This is a genomic window from Streptomyces griseorubiginosus, from assembly GCF_017614965.1.
GTDB lineage: Bacteria > Actinomycetota > Actinomycetes > Streptomycetales > Streptomycetaceae > Streptomyces > Streptomyces griseorubiginosus_B.
The window spans coordinates 1-534 of sequence record NZ_WVUG01000724.1 but is presented as its reverse complement, the minus strand read 5'-3'; the positions used below and the strand labels follow the sequence as shown (position 1 = coordinate 534).

The window sequence follows — 534 nt, the reverse complement described above, 5'->3', positions numbered from 1 at the left end:
CCCCGCACCGCCTCCGCCGGAGGAACCCCCCGACGCGTTCTGCGTGTACCACGCCGGCGGTGCGTAGTCGATGGTGAACTCGCCCGTCGTCTCGATGGCGGACTCGGCGTCGGGCTGGTCGTCGCCGGGTGTGGCCCAGCCCCCGCGGTTCCCGTCCCGATCGCTGCTCACAGTTCCTCCTGGTGTGGTCGAGCACCCTCAAAGCCGTGCCGGGGCGACCATGTGCTTGTCGTCCTGAATGCGTTGTGAGGCAGACCGATCCACCGGCTCCCCCCGAGGCACCGCCGCCTGGTCCACGGGTTCTGGCGGCGCGCCCCGTACCACCCTAATCACCAGTAGCCCCACCCCGGCAGGCCCGTCCACCCCTGAGCACCTGCCCACTGCGTCACAACCAGCCATGAATTGCCGTACACAGCCTGCGCATTGAGGAAGAAATCGGGCGATACTGTTGCCGGCGCCGCCCGTTCGCGCGCGTGATCAAGTAACCGGCATAGTGGAGTGCCACCGGGCATGGCTGGTGGGGCTGTTCGTGCT

Annotated in this window: 1 protein-coding gene; it reads right to left on the bottom strand. The window is 68.4% G+C overall.

Going from position 1 to position 534, the window contains the following annotated elements; all coding sequences use genetic code 11:
- A partial coding sequence (locus GRC12_RS46625) for an SCO5717 family growth-regulating ATPase (protein WP_308286777.1) occupies nt 1-171 on the bottom strand: 171 nt, incomplete at its 3' end.
- Between the last annotated feature and the right edge of the window lie 363 nt (nt 172-534).